Below are 15,834 nucleotides of genomic sequence, written 5' to 3'. Positions count from 1 at the left end.
ATGGTGAATTTACCCCGTTATTATTCAATTATATAGGGGTAAACGTGGGCTTGGATGAGGCGTCGTAGGCTAAATACCGATAATCATCCGATATCATTACTTTATGAGACATGATTGGTTTATGAGCAATAAAACTCCATTAGTGTTTGCTATGGTCGCCGGAGAGCTTTCGGGCGATATTTTAGGTGCTGGTTTAATTACTGCACTACAAAAGATACACCCCGATGCACGCTTTGTTGGTATTGGTGGTCCGCGTATGGAAGCCCTTGGCTTTCAATCTTTGTTCGCGATGGAAGAACTCGCAGTGATGGGGATTGTTGAAGTTCTGTCGTGCTTACCTCGTTTATTAAAAATTAGGGCATCACTGATAAAAGACATCACGGCACTTAAGCCTGCTTGTTTTATTGGGATTGATGCGCCCGATTTTAATATTGGTTTAGAACTTAAACTTAAAGTACGTGGCATTAAGACCGTTCATTATGTGAGCCCGTCAGTGTGGGCATGGCGCCCAAAACGTATCTTCAAAATCGCCAAGGCCACTAACATGGTGTTGTCGCTGTTGCCCTTTGAAAAAGCCTTTTACGATCAGCATCAGGTGCCATGTACCTTTGTCGGTCACACCTTAGCTGACGATATTCCACTGCAAAGCGATAAAGCGGCTGCTCGTGCATTGCTCGGGCTTGATGCAGATGCTGAGTATTTAGCGATACTGCCCGGTTCCCGCGGTGGTGAGCTAAAGCAATTGGCAGAACCTTTTGTGAAAGCAGCTTTGTTAATTAGACAAAATTTCCCTGACATACGTTTTGTCACGCCGTTGGTGAATCAAAAGCGTCGTGAGCAATTTGAGCAAGCGCTGAAGGATTTTGCCCCAGATCTTGAAATCCATATGATTGAAGGTCAATCGCGCGAAGTCATGGCCGCCGCTGATGGAATTTTATTGGCCTCTGGCACTGCGACTTTAGAGGCTATGCTGGTTAAACGTCCTATGGTGGTGGCTTATCGCGTCAGCCCGATAACTTATGCTATTGCTAAACGTATGATGCAGGTCGAACGTTTCTCTTTACCCAACTTACTCGCTGGAAAAGAGCTTGTACCAGAGTTAATTCAAGAAAATTGCACGCCAGAGAAAATTGCTGCAGCGGTCACCCTTGAGTTAAATCGCGATTTTGGGCCACTAAAGGCCGAGTTTGAAGCTATGCATCAAATGTTACGTTGCGATGCGAGCTTAAAAGCCGCTGAGGCTGTCATGGCATTGGTTGAGATAAAGCCTGCGGTTAAATCGCATGAGGTTAATTAGTGGCAACGTTTAAAAGTTTAACTGAAGCTGATTTATTAGCCTTTTCAACCGGATTAATTGCCGGAGTGGATGAAGTCGGCCGTGGCCCCTTAGTTGGTGATGTCGTCACTGCTGCGGTGATTTTGGATCCTCATCGGCCCATTATTGGACTGAATGATTCGAAAAAACTCACTGAGAAGCGCCGCGAGGTCCTATTTGATGAGATTTGCACTAAAGCGCTGTGTTATCACGTTGGACGAGCCAGTCCTGCTGAAATCGATGAGCTTAATATTCTACACGCCACCATGCTGGCGATGCAGCGCGCAGTCGCTGGCCTCAATATAGCGCCTGAGCTTGTACTTGTGGATGGTAATCGCAGCCCTGTATTTTTGGCCCATAATGGTGCAGGGCTCACTAGTCATAGCATTATTAAAGGTGATGGCTTAATTGCCAGTATCAGCGCGGCTTCAATCATCGCCAAAGTGACGCGGGATCGCGAGATGGACGTGCTTGACGCCGCTTATCCACAATACGGCTTTGCTAAGCATAAAGGGTACCCGACCAAGGCGCATTTTGAGGCTATCGCTGAACATGGCGTGTTTGACCAATACCGTAAAAGTTTTAAACCCGTTAAGGCAATATTAGATCGCTAACGTGTGCTTTTAACGCGATAGCCTCTGTTATCAAGCAAAGTCACTGGCTCTGGCTGCGTGACTTTGCTAGTCTGCTTTTTAGTTATCGTTAACCTGCTATTCAAAGATAATCCTAATTATGTCCGATCCTCGTTTTGTACATCTACGTGTCCACAGTGATTACTCCATGACCGATGGCGTGGCCAAGGTCAAGCCTATTTTGGCGCAGGTAGAAGCGCATGGCATGGCTGCTGTTGCTTTGACAGACCAAAACAACTTTTGTGGTTTAGTGAAGTTTTACAGTGGTTGCCATGGCTCGGGGATAAAACCAATTATCGGAGCCGACTTTTGGATGCAGGTACCCGGATTTGAAGGCGAATTGTGTGCCTTGACCATTATTGCGATGAATAATGTTGGTTATCAGAATTTGACCCAAATAATTAGTCAGGCTTATTTACGAGGTCAAGTGGCGGGGCGAGTGGTGATCGACCAAGAGTGGTTACTCACTTATAACGAAGGTATTTTACTGTTATCGGGCGCAAAAGAGGGGGATGTTGGCAAAGCGCTACTCAAGGGTAATAGTACGCAAGTTGAATCTTTATGTACGTTTTACCAGACTCATTTCACCGATCGCTATTTTCTTGAGCTTATCCGCACCGGTCGCGCCGATGAAGAGCGCTATCTACACATGGCGGTGGGTTTAGCACAGGAGAAGGGCATCCCCGTGGTAGCAACCAATCAGGTAGTGTTCCTTAAACCTGAAGATTTTGACGCCCATGAAATTCGCGTTGCAATCCACGATGGTTTTACCCTTGCCGATCCGCGTCGTCCTAAAAAGTATAGTGAACAGCAGTACTTACGTAGCGAAGAAGAAATGTGCGCGCTATTTGCCGATATTCCAATGGCGCTGGCGAACAGTGTTGAAATTGCTAAGCGTTGCAATGTAACGATCCGTTTATACGAATATTTTTTGCCTAATTTTCCAACGGGCGATATGTCTATCGAAGACTTTCTGGTCGACTGTTCGAGAAAGGGCCTTGAAGAACGACTCGAGTTTTTATTCCCAGAACCGCAGGTACGCGTCGAAAAACGGGGTGAGTACGATGAGCGGCTGGACATTGAACTCAAAGTGATTAACCAGATGGGGTTCCCTGGTTACTTCTTGATCGTAATGGAGTTCATCCAATGGGGTAAAGATAACGGCATCCCTGTTGGGCCAGGTCGTGGTTCAGGCGCGGGCTCACTCGTGGCCTATGCGCTTAAAATCACTGACTTAGACCCACTTGAATTTGATTTGTTGTTCGAGCGATTTCTCAACCCTGAGCGGGTATCAATGCCCGATTTTGACGTCGATTTTTGCATGGATAGACGTGATGAAGTGATTGATCACGTGGCCGAGTTGTACGGCCGCGAAGCGGTATCGCAAATTATCACCTTTGGGACTATGGCGGCAAAAGCGGTTATCCGCGATGTGGGCCGTGTGCTCGGCCATCCTTATGGCTTTGTTGACCGGATTTCAAAATTAATTCCCCCTGAGCCCGGGATGACACTCGCCAAAGCCTTTGAGGTTGAGCCAGCGCTACAAGAATCTTATGATGGCGATGAAGATGTAAAAGATCTTATCGACATGTGTCGTAAGCTTGAGGGCGTAACGCGTAACGCTGGTAAACACGCGGGCGGCGTGGTGATAGCTCCGACTAAAATCACTGATTTCGCACCACTTTATTGCGATGCAGAAGGCAAAAACCCTGTCACCCAATTTGATAAAAATGACGTTGAAACCGCAGGATTAGTTAAGTTTGACTTCTTGGGGTTAAGAACCCTAACAATTATCGATTGGGCACTAGAGATGGTGAACAAGGTCGAAGTGAAAAATGGTCGACCACCGGTGCGTATCGAAGCGATTCCACTCACGGATCAGGCATGTTTTCGTCTGTTAAAAAAATATGAAACGACTGCGGTATTTCAGCTTGAATCCCGCGGGATGAAGGATTTGATTAAACGTTTACAGCCAGACTGTTTTGAAGACATGATTGCCCTCGTAGCACTATTTCGTCCAGGGCCGTTGCAATCGGGCATGGTTGATAACTTTATCGAACGTAAGCATGGCCGCGAGAAAGTCTCTTACCCCGATGCTGAGTATCAACACGAGTCACTTAAAGAGCTGTTATCGCCGACCTACGGCATTATTCTCTATCAAGAACAGGTTATGCAGATAGCGCAGGTGCTATCGGGTTATACCCTTGGCGGCGCTGATATGCTCCGCCGCGCTATGGGTAAGAAAAAGCCCGAAGAAATGGCTAAGCAGCGTGGCACCTTTAAAGAAGGTGCGATCAATAACGGTGTCGACGGCGACTTGTCGATGAAGATTTTCGACTTAGTAGAAAAATTTGCTGGCTACGGTTTTAACAAATCTCACTCCGCCGCTTATGCACTTGTTTCTTATCAAACTTTATGGCTTAAAACTCACTATCCTTCGCAGTTTATGGCGGCAGTAATGTCGGCCGATATGGACAATACCGATAAAATTGTCACCTTGGTCGATGAATGTGAACGCATGGGTTTACCGTTAATTCCGCCAGATGTGAACAAAGGCTTATTTAAATTCACCGTCGATGATGATCTGCGCATTGTATATGGTATCGGTGCAATTAAAGGCGTAGGTGAAGGTCCGGTTGAATCGATTTTAGAAGGGCGTAAAGACGGTCCTTTTATTGATTTATTCGATTTTTGTGCCCGTATCGATTTGAAAAAACTCAATAAGCGCGTGATTGAAAAGCTGATCTGCGCCGGTGCTTTAGATTCTCTTGGACCGCACCGCGCCTCTATGATGGCAACCTTGCCCGAAGCGATTCGTGCCGCCGATCAACATGCGAAAGCCGAGGCCATTGGTCAACACGATATGTTTGGTTTGCTCAATAGCGAACCCGAAGACAGTAAGCAACAGTTTGTTGAATGTGCGCCTTGGCCAGATAAAATTTGGCTTGAAGGTGAACGTGAAACCTTAGGTTTGTATTTGACGGGTCATCCGATCAATCAATATTTAAAAGAGCTTAAGCATTACACCTCTGGCCGTTTGAAAGACGTGCATCCCACAGAGCGGGGTAAAACGGCTAAAGCGGCGGGTTTAGTGGTGGCAACGCGAGTTATGTTGACCAAGCGTGGCTCGAAAATGGGGCTGTTGACGCTTGATGATAAAAGCGCTCGTCTTGAAATTATGTTGTTTACCGAGGCGTTTGAGAAGTTTAATCATCTGCTAGAAAAAGATCGCATCCTGATTTGTGAAGGAGAAGTGAGCTTTGATGATTTCGCCGGCGGCAACCGTATGACGGCGCGTAATATTATTGATATCAGTGAGGCGCGCAGCCACTTTGCCAAGGCGCTAGAAATCGATATGGATGGTAGTGAGTTAACGCCATCAGCCCTCGATATCTTCGAGCAAGCCCTTAGCCCGTGGCGTAACGGCGCAGTGCCTGTGGTGATCAACTACACTCAAGCCCAAGCCAAAGGTCAGTTTAGACTCGCTGATACTTGGCGGGTGAACCCGACCGATGACTTGATGCTATCGCTTGAATCGCTCCTTGGGCCGAACAAGGTAAGAATATTATTCTAATGCGGTCAAATATCTTAAGTAAATACAGATGAAGTTAACCTATGCCGACTCAGTTTGATGCTCCATTGCTAGCGGTTGATCTTAGCGCGCATATTAGCGCCTTTTTGACGGCGCAGTCGTTAGCGCCTGACTGCAAGTTAGTGCTGGCTTACAGTGGTGGGGTAGATTCTGAAGTCTTAGCCTATGGTTTAAGTCAGTTTGCACAGCAACATTCCGAGTTTAATTATCAGCTGATATATGTGCACCATGGCCTAAGTGATAATGCAGACATTTGGGCGCAGCATTGTATTGCGCGTGGGCAGCATTATGGCTTGCCTGTAATCGTTGAGCGCGTAAGCGTCAATCGTGGCCCAAGGTTAAGCCTTGAAGCCGAAGCGCGTAAAGTACGTTATCAAGCCATTGAGCAGCATTTAACTGCAAATGATGTGTTGTTGACTGCGCATCACGAAGACGATCAGCTCGAAACTATCTTATTAGCGCTCAAACGTGGGCAGGGCCCTAAAGGTTTAGCGGCCATGGGACAAGTGCAAGCGTTAGTGCAGGGCAAGCAGTTGCGACCTTTACTGGATATCAGTCGTGAGCACATTGAAGCCTATGCCAAACAGCAAGGTTTAGTGCATATCGAAGATGAAAGTAATCAAGATGATAAATTCGATCGTAATTTTTTACGTTTAGAAATTATTCCGCGCTTAAAAGCACGTTGGCCGAGTATCGCTACGACTGCAAGTCGCAGTGCTACATTGTGCGCTGAGCAACAGACCACGCTGGATTTGCAGGTGAGTGAACGTTTACCTATGTGGTTAACTGTGGCTCCTTACCATGCACAAACCGTATTTAAACTTGATAGCTTTGCCGAACAATCAGTGGATTGGCAGGCGTTACTTTTACGCGGCTTTATTCAATCCCAAGGTTTTGCTTTGCCCTCAAAGGTGCAACTTAATCAGATTATCGTTCAGCTTCTTACCGCAAAGGATGATGCTAAAGTACATCTGCGTGTGGGCGAGTGTGTAATACACCGTTTTGCCAATCAAGTGTATTTATTTAAATATCAGAGCTACAAGCATTGCAATATGCCATTTAATTGGGTGCTTTCTGACGATGTTCTCGTGCCGTTATTGCAAGAAGATCGCACTGAGTTAGTGGTAACTCCCCAAGGGGGATTTTGTGATGCTAACATTCGGTTTAGTATTACAAGTCAAGGGCCTAGAGCTCGGTTACCTCTACCTGATGAAGTGGTCAGCGTGCGCTATCAACTTGCGGGGCAGTTTCGTTGCCATCCCCATTCACGTGATAAAGGCCGCGAATTAAAAAAATTATGGCAAGAATTTGCTGTTCCACCTTGGATGCGTGAAAAGATAGGCTTCGTGTTTTATGGTGAGGAACTCGTGATGGCGATTGGGCTATGGGTAGAAAAGAATTTTAGTGTGGAGTCAAATGAACTTGGCTTGCAGGTAGATAGGGAAATATTGGTTTAATCAAATCTGTTAGTAATTAGTAATGAGGTAAAGCGAGTAAAAAGATGAATGACAGCGCGTCAGTTTGATATAAAGCTTTACTGTTACGCGCTGCGAGTAAATTTTGCATCTCATTTGGCATCCCTGCGCGTATTAAACGAGTTGGTTTTGGCTGAGTTTAAAGCAATTGCGTCCTGCTGCTTTGGCTTGATACAGTGCTTTATCAGCGAGTTCATAAAGCTGTTCAGCCTCGATGGTATCGTGTGATTCTGCGGCGCCTAAACTGCAACTAACCCCAAATTGGTTGAAACTAGGATGTTGATTAATGGTCACAACAATCCGTTCACACAATAAGCTAGTGGCATGAATATCCCCTTGCACAATAATGACAAACTCGTCTCCACCGATACGAAAGGCTTGATCCGTATTGCGAATAGTCGACTGAATAATATCGCCAAACTCCTTTAGAATATAATCACCACACTTATGGCCAAACCTATCATTAAGTTGCTTAAAGTTATCCAAATCTAACACTATGAGTGCAACAGGGCCTTGTTTTCTATGGGCTCTTGCAATCGCCGTTGTTAAACTTTGGCTGTAGTAGTGCCGATTCCCTAAGCCGGTTAACGAATCAAACATGGCTTGTTTCGACATTTCCTCATATTGCATGGCATTTAATAACGGCTGTAATAACAGCGGCTCCATTTCTTGCATATCAGAGGTTTGTGACGGCGTGAGCGGTGTCAGTAACTGATACTGAATATGCAACGTTTGACCAGCAAGAATCAGTTGGCGCTTAACGGTAATACCATAACGTTTACCCCAGCTTAATTTATATTGGCCGTAGGTTAAGCGCGCACCTTGGATCGGCAAATGTTGTCCCAGTATATTGCCATAGCAGGCAAAGACTGTTCTTGGATCTAAACTAGCATGCAGTTGTTGGATCGTTTGTATTAAGTCCAATGGGTTATTGTTGGAACTATAATTCGCTATTTGATAGCGATATTCGTCTGGATATAGCTCGGTGGCTAGGCCAAAATCCATCATCATCACTCCCGTTAATGTCAGTGCGATACACCTTTAAATGATCCATAGCAAATATTGTGCCGCAATGTTCACTACTGTAACTAGTCCTTGATAGTCATTGAGTTAAGGCTCCACTCTATTTTGAATCACGAGTTATATTTTGACATGGCAGTATTTTGACAGGCGCTGTCGAGCGCAATAAACATATTACTTTTCAAACAAATCCTTGGGGACGACATCTAATCCGCTTCCCTAAAGGGATTTGAGCTTTGCTTGGAATGATGTTTTAGCCACGGATAATAGTCACTGATTTATAGGCGAATAGCACATTGATGATGTTTGTAAGTTGTGTAATCGATAAAAAGATTACTTTTGCGATACGTAATGAAAGGTTGTTAGTGTGCTGATGCAATTAGGTAATGATAACAGTATGTTGTGGGTGCATTAACGCTAGAGTTAAAGACAATGCGTAGTGATGCAGCCGAAGTAGGATATCTGGAGCAGTATTTTGTTGATGTCGAGAGTTTTGAAGCGGTCAGATAAAACAGACACTCAAATTTCACAGATACAAAGCTAATGAATAGAATAATTTTAATAGCAGATGAAAATAAGCCAAATTGTAGATATAAAAATGCCGACATAAGTCGGCATTTTTGTCTGGAACTCGTTAACTTAAATTAGACAAAGTCTAATTACAGAATAACTACGTTCGCAGCTTGAGGACCTTTTTGGCCTTGTTCGATATCAAAAGAAACCTTTTGACCTTCAGCAAGAGTTTTAAAGCCTTCTGAAACGATTGCGCGGAAATGAACGAATGCGTCAGCGCCACCATTGTCAGGAGAAATAAAACCAAAACCTTTATCTTCGTTAAACCATTTAACTACACCAGTAGTTTTAGACATGAATGTCTCCAAAATTTTTCAAACAAATAATTCGCAATTATGCGGTATGTTAGCCAGAAATAGAATTATTTACATTGATGATAAGTTATGAGTGGAAAGCTTCATGACAGCAAAAAAAATATTACAGGCGTAGCGAAGGTTTTCAAATACATAATATTGCTTATAAATAGGTCTGAATCACAGGCCGGATTGAAGATTAACACACTCTAGGGGTTTGTATAGTTTTATTTTTAAATATCGTCTCAATGACAATACGTTTTAAGTGTAATAATGGAGTGTTGTAAAACAATATTTTTTATTTTTCAGCATGTTGCAGTCGTTTATTGCGTGTCTTTAAATTTAAAATTATTTTATGTGTGAACCTAGATTTATTTGCAGTATACATTTAATGCTGAATACGCTGCCTATAAAAGTCGAACGTAGTATCGAAAATACGACTGTGCTACGGCTAGATGTGGGTATCAAAATCAAAACTTAATCACTAATTGCTGAAAACTAATTTTTATCGGCTTTACGATAGTAAAAAACGTGTCATGTCTGTAGATAAGTTTGTGGCTGTATCTTGGTGAGGTTGTTTATGATGGTTATCATTCTGGCTTTCGGCTAAGGCTTTCAATACAATCTCATACAACTCATTGATAAATTTCGCAAGGCAATGGTTGTTATTGCCTGTATTTGATATTTTTAGTTTCAAGGCTTTTAGATGAATCGCTTGTCCCCCCAAGATCCTATTCAATTGACTCGAACCAGCATTGAGTCATTATTCACGGCGCCAACCTTAATGCGTGCCCGTGATTACGTGATGAAAAAACGGGTATTAAGCGCTAAAGCGAATGCTGATTTTCGTCATATTGAAGGTCGCGTAATGGGAGCTGAGTCCCAGCCTTATCGGCAAGATATTCGTCTGGTGAGTGTCAACCATAAGCTCATTATGAATGGCTTCTGTTCATGTCCTGCTACAGGGCATTGTAAGCATCTTGCCGCAGTCCTTTATAGTTTGCTCAGTGATAAAACGGTCGAAGATCAACGTATCGCCCAGTGGTTACATCTCCTGGATGAAAGTGATGACCTCACATTATCTAACGTCGATTTACTTTATGATGACCGCGTGCTGTACGTATTATCTAAAGACGATAATGGAGTTTATCTTGAGTTAAGAAAAGGCAAGTTGGCAAAGAAAGGCGACTATAACAAAGGCTCAAAAATCGCGTTATCGGACGTGCAATACTATATGCCGGCTTGGATTGGCGCCGAAGACGTGCTGATCATCAACCTTATTATGTCTACTCGCCGCCACGGCGCCTCACGTTTATACCTAAAAGCCCAGCTAGGCGCTATGGCGCTGGATAAAATGCTGCTGTCTGAGCGATGTTTTTGGGAAGAGAGCCGTTTACCGCTCACCCGTGGCGCGCCGATAAAACCTGAATTTATTTGGCTTGATAAAGATGTTGAACATAAACAAATGCAGCTCTCGCTACCCAATAAAGATAATTGGGAGCTGATTCCTATTGAGCCACCAAGTTATATTGATTTAGATTATTTTACGGTGGGAGCATTAGAGACCGAAATCAGTGTTGAAAAAATGTTATTACTCAGCCAGATGCCACCAGTGCCAAGTTCACAAATTGAGTTGGTGAGTCATAGGTTAATTAAGCATTTTTCACTCAAAACGGTACCCACACCACTGGCTATCGATTTTGTTGAACTAGCGGAGCCACTGCAAATTAGGTTGACAGTCACCTCGCAAGATTTACCCGAGTTTGCCATGGCGCAGCCATTGGTGCTGCTGGAGTTTGTTTATCAGGACGTGGTGCTTGGCGGTCAATATCCAATCGAGCCGTTATCTTTAGTCACTCAACAGGGAAAAACCTATCAAGTTACGCGCCAGTTAGCGGCAGAAAGGGATGTCATTAATCGTTTGATGACATTGGATTTTGTCGAGCTAGCTCCTTCTTTTATGCCTAATAGCGGCAGCTATGTCAGCATTTGGGGTTTAGGTTCACTGCCTGAAGCGATTGACGCTTGGTTGCAGTTTATTCAACAGGAAATCCCGAAATTAGAAACCTTGGGCTACCAGGTGCATTTTGCCGCCAATTTTAATTTAAATGTTATTGATACTCCGCTGGCGATTGAGCTGGATGATACTGAGGCGGGTTGGTTTTCCCTATCACTTAATGCTGATATTGATGGCCAAATCGTGCCAATGCTACCGTTAATTGCCACTTGGCTTAAACAGTATGGTGAACCTGCTGACGATGCTGAATTATTATTGCCAAGCCCTAATGGTGATTGGTTAAAAGTTAAAGCCAGTGCAATTAAGCCGCTGATTAGCATTATCTTAGAGCTATTTGATGGCAATAAAGGTAATAGCGTGTCTTTGCCTAAATACCGCGCACATTTATTAAATGATTTTGCCGACAGTGACATTCGTTTGCTCAATGGTGAGCGAGTACGCAGTTTAGCAACTAAGCTCGACAGTTTTAACGGCGTGGTGGACGTCACAGTGCCTAGTAGCCTCAATACTGAGCTACGTCAGTATCAACAACAAGGATTAAATTGGCTTTGTTTTTTAAAGGAATATCAGCTTGGCGGTATTCTGGCCGATGATATGGGACTGGGTAAAACCATTCAAACCTTGGCCTTTTTACTCAAGCAGCGAGAATTAGCTCCTGTGGGGGCGAGTAGTGCACCGAGTCTGATTATTTGCCCGACTAGCTTAGTGGGTAACTGGGCGAAAGAAGCGGCAAAATTTGCGCCTTCATTAAAGCTTGTGATTATTCATGGCGCATTACGCAAGCCGTTGCTTGAACGCTTAGCTGAGTTTGATATTGTCGTGACGACCTATCCGCTGATAGTGCGGGATAGTGAATATTATCAAGGGTATGTGTTCGAGCATATTGTGCTTGATGAAGCGCAGCAGATTAAAAATGCGCAGGCGAAAGTGACTCAAGTGATTAAAGTGATTAAAGCGCCGTTTAGATTGTGCTTGTCTGGCACCCCGCTTGAAAATCACCTCGGTGAACTTAAATCGTTACTGGATTTTAGCTTGCCAGGATTACTCGGAACCAATGCCTTTTTTAATAAGTCTTTCAGGCACAAAATTGAGCGTTACGGCGATATAGAACAAGCGCAAGTATTGAGTCAACGCATTGCGCCTTTTGTGCTACGCCGCACTAAAGATGAAGTGCTCGGTGAATTACCGCCTAAAACTGAAATATTCCAGACCTTAGCGTTAGAGAAAGATCAGCGGAATCTCTATGAGAGTATTCGATTGGCGATGGAGAAAAAACTACGGGATTTATTTGCTACTCAAGGCGTTGGCAGCAGTCATATCGAATTTCTCGATGCCTTACTTAAATTGCGCCAAGCTTGCTGTGATCCGCGCTTAGTGAAATTAGAGCAAGCGCAGAAAGTAAAGAGTAATGCAAAGTTAGATTGGCTTAAGCAGAACTTACCTGAGATGGTACAAGAAGGGCGTAAGATTTTGATCTTTAGTCAGTTCACTAGCATGTTGTCCTTGATTGAAGCCGAGCTGGTAGACTTAGGACTTAATTACAGTAAGCTCACCGGACAAACTCGTCTGCGCCAAGCGCAAATTGATAAGTTTCAAGAGGGTGATACCCCCGTGTTTTTAATTAGCTTAAAAGCCGGTGGTACTGGGCTAAACCTCACGGCAGCAGATACCGTTATCCATTATGATCCTTGGTGGAATCCAGCTGTAGAAAAACAGGCTACAGATAGGGCCCATCGTATTGGCCAAGATAAGTCGGTGTTTGTGTATAAGTTGATTGCCGAAGGCACAGTAGAAGAGAAAATTCAAGAAATGCAACAGCATAAGCAAAGTTTAGCAGATAGTATTCTTGAAGGTAAAGGTAAGGGCACATGGCAAGGTAGTGCCGATGAACTGTTATCGCTTTTTAGCTAATTAAATTAATGGCTATTTTCTTAATTGATCGCATCATTTGACTGAGGTGAACTATGCAGTACCAAGTCGACACTCATACTCATACCGTGGCTTCAAGTCACGCTTATAGCACGATTCATGACTATATCGCTGTGGCAAAGCAGAAGGGTATTCGTCTTTTTGCCAATACTGACCATGGACCCGATATGGCTGATGCGCCGCATTTTTGGCATTTTGTGAATTTACGAGTATTGCCGCGTATGGTCGATGGTGTCGGCATTTTGCGGGGTATTGAAGCCAATATTAAAAATATCGATGGCGAGATTGATTTCTTTGGTGATTATTTAAAGCAGCTGGATATTGTACTCGCGGGATTTCATGAGCCAGTTTATCCACCGTCAGATAAGGCTACTCACACCAAAGCTATGATTAACGCTATTAAAAGTGGCAATGTTGATATTATTACCCACCCAGGAAACCCTGCTTATCCAATTGATATTGAAGCCGTTTCCCGCGCTGCGGCCGAGTATGGTGTTGCGCTTGAAATCAATAATTCTTCCTTTGAAGTCTCCCGTAAAGGCAGTGAAGCTAATTGCACAGCCATTGCTCAGGCGGCTAAGGAGTTTGGTACGATTTTAGTCATGGGTTCTGATTCCCATGTAGCCTTTAGTTTGGGCGGCTTTGCGCGCGCGCAAGCGATTATCGATGAAGTGGCTTATCCGCCATCACGGTTACTCAATCGTAGCCCCTCGGCATTATTGGCATTTTTAGCCGCGCGTGGTCATGAAACCGTTAGCGACTTAATCGCTTTATTTAACGATGATGATATTGGCGATGGCGCAAATAACTAAAACGACACCAGCCCCATGTGAAACATCGACGATTATAGAAGCTAACTTCCCTGACGTTGTATTAATAACCGGCGCTAATAGCCAGCTGGCGCAAGCGTTACTGCGAGTTGCTGCCGAAGTGGGTTATCTATTCTCGAACACGGGTATACCATTTAAGCTTTGTGCGTTAAACCGCAGCCAATTAGATATCACCAATGCCGCCAATATTGCCGCTGTATTTTCTCAATATCGACCTAATTGGGTGATCAACTGCGCCGCCTATAACGCGGTTGATGCGGCTGAAAACGATATCGTTAAAGCCCATCGCGTGAATGCGCTCGGCCCCGAGTTACTAGCGCAGCAATGTTTGCAGTCGGGCGCGCGCTTACTGCATGTGTCGAGTGATTATGTGTTTGGTGGCAATGCAGCTCACGATATTGACCACAATGCTGAGAATGTGAGTGAAGGTGTTATTGACCCCGCTGCCAAACCACATTATTTAGCATCTCCCTGCGTTGAACTTGATCATCCAAAGCCGCTTTCTGAATACGCTAAGAGTAAGTTACTTGGCGAACAAAAGGTATTTGCGGTTTTGGGGGATCGTGCCACGGTTGTGCGCACCTCATGGCTTTACGGCCAAGATGGGCATAATTTTGTCAAAACCATGCTGAAATTAATGCAAACTCAGCCTAGTTTACAGGTGATTGACGATCAAATTGGTTGCCCAACATGGAGTGATGCACTTGCGCGGGTGATGTGGCAATTAGTGGCGGCGCAGTGCTCGGGGTTATTTCATTACAGTGCTAAGGGCCAATGCAGTTGGCATGAGTTTGCTGTTGAAATTCAGCAACAAGCCTTAGTGCTCAATTTGTTAAATCAACCAGTGGTTATCCTGCCTATTTCTAGCACTGCCTATGCTAAGCAAGCATTAACGCGCGGCGTGAATGTGGCAAAAAGGCCGAGTTATAGTGTGTTAAATAGTGACAAATTACAATTCACTCTGGCTACTCATGCAAGGCACTCAATGTTTGATAACATTGAGTGGCAAGATTGGCGTCAGCAACTGAATCAGATGCTGCGGCAGTTATCTTGATAACGATGAGATTTATAGCATTGATGTAGACTCGCTACATGAAAACAAAGACGGTAAATATCCAATGCAGCTAGTCTAAAATCTCTTCTGTGCCTCGATGACTTGCCTGAGTATCGTCAGCACTTTGTGTGTTTGTGGCTTTACAGTGGACATTTTAAGCAGTAAGTCTTAGTTTATTTTGCTTGATGTATGATGAATTTGTTCTTAATTCTGTTTCGATGACAATGGCATAATACCAAGATATTTAACGCATTAAGGAAATCCGAGTGACAGATAACACGACAACAGCGCAGACATTGACGAAACAAGATCTGCTGCAAGTGGTGGCGATTGCTAAAGCGGCCGGCGATGCCATTATGATGGTTTATGGTCAAGATGACTTTTCAGTTAACCATAAGGCTGACGATAGCCCTGTGACCGCCGCCGATTTAGCCGCGCATCATGTGATAGTGGCGGCATTGGCGCAGCAGTTTGTTGGTATTCCTATTATGTCTGAGGAAGCGGCGGATATTGCGTGGGACGTGCGCCGTCAATGGCACACCTATTGGTTGATTGACCCTTTAGATGGTACTAAAGAGTTTATTAAGCGCAATGGCGAGTTCACCGTTAATATTGCGCTTATTCATCAAGGGGTTGCTGTCGCGGGTGTAGTATATGCGCCTGTGCTCGATACGTATTATTATGGCGCTAAGCATTTAGGTGCATGGCGTCAACAAGCAGGCCAAGAAAGTCCATTATTAGGCGCAAAAACACCACGAGAAATACCGATTATTGTTGGTAGTCGCTCTCACTTAAGCCCAGATATGGCGCAATATTTACAACAGTTTGGCAAGCATGACATCTTAAGCGTCGGTAGCTCGCTTAAGTTTTGTATGTTGGCTGAGGGCAGTGCAGATTTATACCCAAGGCTTGGCCCTACCAGCGAGTGGGATACCGCAGCGGCGCAGGCTGTGCTCGAAAGTGCTGGTGGCACAGTTGTCTGTTATGACTCAGGTGAACCATTAACTTATAACCAAAAATCTGACATTTTAAACCCTTATTTTATTGCCACTGCCCCAGATTGGGTAAAACAACAACCTAGCATTGATGCTTATTGATCTAAAT

At 44.3% G+C, this 15,834-nt stretch carries 10 protein-coding genes; 8 read left to right on the top strand and 2 right to left on the bottom strand.

Features of this window, described 5'->3' with window-relative positions; all coding sequences use genetic code 11:
• Nucleotides 1-121: 121 nt before the first annotated feature.
• The 4 genes from lpxB to tilS all read left to right on the top strand — a co-directional run bounded on the left by lpxB (nucleotide 122) and on the right by tilS (nucleotide 6,996).
• Nucleotides 122-1,297 (top strand): lipid-A-disaccharide synthase, encoded by a 1,176-nt coding sequence (gene lpxB / locus BW947_RS02645; protein WP_076496778.1) that lies wholly within the window; start codon nucleotides 122-124, stop codon nucleotides 1,295-1,297.
• On the top strand, nucleotides 1,297-1,929 hold the full coding sequence (gene rnhB / locus BW947_RS02640) for a ribonuclease HII (protein ID WP_076496777.1): 633 nt from the start codon (nucleotides 1,297-1,299) through the stop codon (nucleotides 1,927-1,929). The genes lpxB and rnhB overlap by 1 nt, the downstream gene beginning before the upstream one ends.
• Nucleotides 1,930-2,047: 118 nt before the next feature.
• A complete protein-coding gene (dnaE, locus tag BW947_RS02635) occupies nucleotides 2,048-5,521 on the top strand; it encodes a DNA polymerase III subunit alpha (RefSeq protein WP_076496776.1) in 3,474 nt (1,157 codons plus the stop codon).
• Nucleotides 5,522-5,562: 41 nt separating this feature from the next.
• Nucleotides 5,563-6,996: a tRNA lysidine(34) synthetase TilS gene (gene tilS / locus BW947_RS02630; RefSeq protein WP_076496775.1), complete on the top strand. Its 1,434-nt coding sequence runs from the start codon at nucleotides 5,563-5,565 to the stop codon at nucleotides 6,994-6,996.
• Nucleotides 6,997-7,128: 132 nt separating this feature from the next.
• On the opposite strand, the gene dgcS is transcribed toward tilS, so the two are convergent.
• The gene (dgcS, locus tag BW947_RS02625) at nucleotides 7,129-8,019 is read right to left on the bottom strand and encodes a diguanylate cyclase DgcS (RefSeq protein WP_076496774.1); all 891 of its coding nucleotides are present in this window, start codon (nucleotides 8,017-8,019) and stop codon (nucleotides 7,129-7,131) included.
• Nucleotides 8,020-8,693: 674 nt separating this feature from the next.
• Complete coding sequence (cspE, locus tag BW947_RS02620) at nucleotides 8,694-8,903, bottom strand: transcription antiterminator/RNA stability regulator CspE (protein WP_006080998.1); 210 nt, start codon at nucleotides 8,901-8,903, stop codon at nucleotides 8,694-8,696.
• A gap of 703 nt (nucleotides 8,904-9,606) precedes the next feature.
• Between cspE and BW947_RS02615 the strand changes: the two genes are divergently transcribed.
• The 4 genes from BW947_RS02615 (at nucleotide 9,607) to cysQ (ending at nucleotide 15,827) form a co-directional block, all read left to right on the top strand.
• Nucleotides 9,607-12,828: a DEAD/DEAH box helicase gene (locus BW947_RS02615; RefSeq protein WP_076496773.1), complete on the top strand. Its 3,222-nt coding sequence runs from the start codon at nucleotides 9,607-9,609 to the stop codon at nucleotides 12,826-12,828.
• Nucleotides 12,829-12,881: 53 nt separating this feature from the next.
• Nucleotides 12,882-13,658, top strand: a complete 777-nt coding sequence (locus BW947_RS02610; protein ID WP_076496772.1) for a phosphatase — start codon at nucleotides 12,882-12,884, stop codon at nucleotides 13,656-13,658.
• Entirely contained in the window at nucleotides 13,627-14,730 is a 1,104-nt protein-coding gene (rfbD, locus tag BW947_RS02605) for a dTDP-4-dehydrorhamnose reductase (RefSeq protein ID WP_076496771.1), read from the top strand. The genes BW947_RS02610 and rfbD overlap by 32 nt, the downstream gene beginning before the upstream one ends.
• Nucleotides 14,731-14,996: 266 nt before the next feature.
• The gene (gene cysQ / locus BW947_RS02600; RefSeq protein ID WP_076496770.1) at nucleotides 14,997-15,827 is read left to right on the top strand and encodes a 3'(2'),5'-bisphosphate nucleotidase CysQ; all 831 of its coding nucleotides are present in this window, start codon (nucleotides 14,997-14,999) and stop codon (nucleotides 15,825-15,827) included.
• Nucleotides 15,828-15,834 lie beyond the last annotated feature (7 nt).

Source organism: Shewanella morhuae (assembly GCF_900156405.1).
In the GTDB taxonomy this organism is placed as follows: Bacteria; Pseudomonadota; Gammaproteobacteria; order Enterobacterales; family Shewanellaceae; genus Shewanella; species Shewanella morhuae.
The sequence above is the reverse complement of the archived record's forward strand: the minus strand, read 5'-3'. Positions and strand labels throughout refer to the sequence as shown.

Excerpts from the sequence above, each read along its gene's own strand:
- lpxB (WP_076496778.1), top strand. The coding sequence starts at position 122 with ATGAGCAATAAAACTCCATTAGTGTTTGCTATGGTCGCCGGAGAGCTT.
- rfbD (WP_076496771.1), top strand. The coding sequence starts at position 13,627 with ATGATGATATTGGCGATGGCGCAAATAACTAAAACGACACCAGCCCCA.
- BW947_RS02615 (WP_076496773.1), top strand. The coding sequence starts at position 9,607 with ATGAATCGCTTGTCCCCCCAAGATCCTATTCAATTGACTCGAACCAGC.
- cspE (WP_006080998.1), bottom strand. The coding sequence starts at position 8,903 with ATGTCTAAAACTACTGGTGTAGTTAAATGGTTTAACGAAGATAAAGGT.
- dgcS (WP_076496774.1), bottom strand. The coding sequence starts at position 8,019 with ATGGATTTTGGCCTAGCCACCGAGCTATATCCAGACGAATATCGCTAT.
- BW947_RS02610 (WP_076496772.1), top strand. The coding sequence starts at position 12,882 with ATGCAGTACCAAGTCGACACTCATACTCATACCGTGGCTTCAAGTCAC.
- tilS (WP_076496775.1), top strand. The coding sequence starts at position 5,563 with ATGCCGACTCAGTTTGATGCTCCATTGCTAGCGGTTGATCTTAGCGCG.
- dnaE (WP_076496776.1), top strand. The coding sequence starts at position 2,048 with ATGTCCGATCCTCGTTTTGTACATCTACGTGTCCACAGTGATTACTCC.